This window comes from Tabrizicola sp., from assembly GCF_051645465.1.
In the GTDB taxonomy this organism is placed as follows: domain Bacteria; phylum Pseudomonadota; class Alphaproteobacteria; order Rhodobacterales; family Rhodobacteraceae; genus Tabrizicola.
The window spans coordinates 1-2,691 of sequence record NZ_JBOFBI010000331.1; the positions used below are offsets into that span (position 1 = coordinate 1).

5 protein-coding genes are annotated in these 2,691 nt (G+C 61.2%); all 5 read right to left on the reverse strand.

The window, feature by feature from the left end:
- Positions 1 to 58: 58 nt before the first annotated feature.
- Positions 59 to 271 carry an AbrB/MazE/SpoVT family DNA-binding domain-containing protein gene (locus tag ACRCSW_RS21325; RefSeq protein ID WP_295018805.1) on the reverse strand — a complete coding sequence of 71 codons (213 nt, stop codon included), beginning with the start codon at positions 269 to 271 and terminating at the stop codon, positions 59 to 61.
- 118 nt (positions 272 to 389) lie between these two features.
- Positions 390 to 1,235, reverse strand: coding sequence for a hypothetical protein (locus tag ACRCSW_RS21330; RefSeq protein ID WP_438707663.1), 846 nt, complete (start codon positions 1,233 to 1,235; stop codon positions 390 to 392).
- Between the two features lie 217 nt (positions 1,236 to 1,452).
- Positions 1,453 to 2,097: a hypothetical protein gene (locus ACRCSW_RS21335; protein WP_438707664.1), complete on the reverse strand. Its 645-nt coding sequence runs from the start codon at positions 2,095 to 2,097 to the stop codon at positions 1,453 to 1,455.
- Between the two features lie 60 nt (positions 2,098 to 2,157).
- Positions 2,158 to 2,460: a hypothetical protein gene (locus ACRCSW_RS21340; protein WP_438707665.1), complete on the reverse strand. Its 303-nt coding sequence runs from the start codon at positions 2,458 to 2,460 to the stop codon at positions 2,158 to 2,160.
- Between the two features lie 16 nt (positions 2,461 to 2,476).
- Positions 2,477 to 2,691 (reverse strand): hypothetical protein (locus ACRCSW_RS21345; protein WP_438707666.1); only part of this gene is annotated, 215 nt, incomplete at its 5' end.

Below are 2,691 nucleotides of genomic sequence, written 5' to 3' on the forward strand. Positions count from 1 at the left end.
TCCGCAGTGCTTGAGCCGATCAGCCATTCGATCCAGGCGGAGGTGTCAACCAGGACCATCAGAAGCGGTCAGTCCGGTCACGATAGTCCGTTGGCACAGCCCCACGCGCAAGGCCCTTCAGCGCCTCGCGTTTGGGGACTGGCACCAGCAGGACACCCGTACCTTTCGGAATGAAGGCAAAGGTAAGCCCTGCCTCCCAGTGCTGGGCCGAGCGGATCGCCTTGGGGATCGAGATCTGGAATTTCGAGGACAAAGTGGCGGTCTCGGGCATTGTCGTACTTTCTGCTGATCGTTGCTGAAAACGTAAGATAACCGATGTGGGATTTCAAGCCTTCGCCGCTCGGACCCGTTGCGGCGGTGAGCGCTGCCTTGCGTTCTCGCCTCATGGTTCAACGCGTGATCTCGCCTTCCAGAACCGCCTGGCCGTGAACAACCAGTGTCGCCGTGAACGTTGAGCAGCCGTATTGGGTCGAGATTGCGAGCACCCTCGCGGCATAGGCGGCGGAACCGATGGCGCGACGCAGGTCGGAGGCATGGAAGTGCCGGTTGGTGATGGGGGCCGCCTTGATCATATCTATAATCACTGTCTCCTGTGGCGTCGGATTGTGGCCAGCGGCGCCGCGCAATACGCCCGCAGTTGCCTGGTTGGGTTTCGTGGCCCGCCACTTCCGCATGAAGCCCAGCAGGTACCCGGCCGGCACTTCGGCGTTGCCCCTTGCCTGGTTGAAGGATCGGAACGCGTCCCAGATAACCTGGGTATCGACATTCCAGCATGGCAGGGCGGTCTTCGCCGCTTTGATCAGATCGCCCCAAGGGGTTCGGTGGACGTTGGATGCAGCCCCGATTTCGATCTTCCCGGCGAACATCATTTTGTTCTTAGACTCTCTAGATAGTGATGTGTCATCTGTAGGCGACACATGATCTGGCTCGAGCGAAAGGTTATCCACAGCGCCAAAGCGAAAGAGCCAAGGGGCGAACTTGCCGTGTGGCTTCCACCGCAAGAGCTCAAGGGCCGAGGATGCCAATTCAGCCAACAGGAGATTCAGATGCTGGCGCGACACGCCCATCTTGTCGGCAAGGCTGCCGAGCGTGAACGCGGCCGTCCCGCGCTCCAGGCCGTTGTAGCCATCCTTCCAGGCGATCCCGTCGAGGATGATCGTCGCGAGCTTATGCGCCGCCGTGGAGAGTGGCGTTTCGGTGATGCGGCGCAGGATAGCACCGGTCGTGAGTTCCATGTCGTGTCGTTCCTTCAAGGGGCGACACCAAACCGCGATGCGTGCAAAATTTCGTTCCGGCAAAGGTATTTGCCGGTTGAACGGACCCAATGCTCGCGCTAGATTCCCACTACCACGAGGAAATCAGTGCGGCGTCGGGCCTATGGTCTGGCGTCGTTTCTGTTTCTGGGGGGCTTAGTCTTTCGATCGTATTGGTTGAGACGGTATGGCTAGCCCATCAGTAGCGCACCTCCTCGAAGCCGTAGGTGCCCTCGTAGTCGGTCCAATCGACGAAGACGCCTCGGAACCAGTAATCAGAACAGCTTGTCCCCGGGCGGAACGCTGATGCGGACGGAACCCGGGCGGGCGTAGATCGCGCCCAAGCGAAGTCACCTTGTTCGCCGTAGGTCCCCTCTCGGATCGTCGACCAGGTGTTGCAGTCACCGTCCCTGTTGCGGTGCCGCCGGTATTCGATCTGAAACACATGGATCGAGCGCACGAAGTCGTAAGCCGGATCGGAAATGTCGACGTCCGCCCGGTCTTGGACCAGATAAAGCTCGGCAGGGCTCTCGCCCGGTGACTGCGGGAGCGGTCCGCCTTTGCCAAGCAGCGCGAACTCAAGCAGCCGCTCCATCGGGGCTATTTCGCGGTTCAGGGACGCCCGCATCGGACAGTTCCAGATCTGCAAAGGCGGCTCGACCGGCCAGGGCGTGATCCGCGCGATGAACACAGCACGGGCGTGGGCACACTCGGCCGAGGCAGGCCAGCCGCCTGCGAGGCAGAGAAGGATCGCGCAATCGACGGGATAGGCGGCAGCGGGCGCCGAAAGAGAAACTGAGACGGCAGTCGCTGCGACCGCGGCCACGGCGCGTAGGGAATTCATTGCTGGTTTCCTTGTGAAAGAGCTGGGAGGGGAGGGGCAGGAAGACTTGATCTGGCGTGATCAACCGTCAGGCTCGGGGCCGAGGGCCTGGTAGTCCCGGATCGCGCGGTTGATCTCTTCGGACACCTCCGATCGCGCGGCATCCAGACAGCGGAGATAGGCCTGCGCCTCATCGAAATAGGCCGTGAACTCCTGCCCGATCTCCACGCGAAACTCGGCACGCGTGGCGGCATCCGTAACCGGCGCGGGCGGGATCGGCGGCAGGCAGTCCAGTGCCGTGGCACCTTGAGCGGCCCCGCAGACAAGCTTTGTGAGCAGGGTGGCGACGACGAGGCGAGCGCTTCTGGAGAGGAGGGTGGGCATGCACGATCCGAAGACTTCAAAACATGTGCATGAATTGCAAAACACCGCTATTGACGCAATAAGATTCTACCGCTAGTGGTGCCGTCACGTTGCGCGACGACATGTTTCTCATCAGCGCGACATGCACTATGTTCTGCCGTGAGCGTGTTGCTTCGGAAGGTGCCAACCCATGAGGAACTTGACCCCGGTGATCTTGCAGGCCGGACTGAAGGAGGCCCTGACCGAAGGCGG

Coding starts and splice junctions, on each gene's coding strand:
- ACRCSW_RS21325 (WP_295018805.1), bottom strand. CDS start 271: ATGCCCGAGACCGCCACTTTGTCCTCGAAATTCCAGATCTCGATCCCC.
- ACRCSW_RS21330 (WP_438707663.1), bottom strand. CDS start 1,235: ATGGAACTCACGACCGGTGCTATCCTGCGCCGCATCACCGAAACGCCA.
- ACRCSW_RS21340 (WP_438707665.1), bottom strand. CDS start 2,460: ATGCCCACCCTCCTCTCCAGAAGCGCTCGCCTCGTCGTCGCCACCCTG.
- ACRCSW_RS21335 (WP_438707664.1), bottom strand. CDS start 2,097: ATGAATTCCCTACGCGCCGTGGCCGCGGTCGCAGCGACTGCCGTCTCA.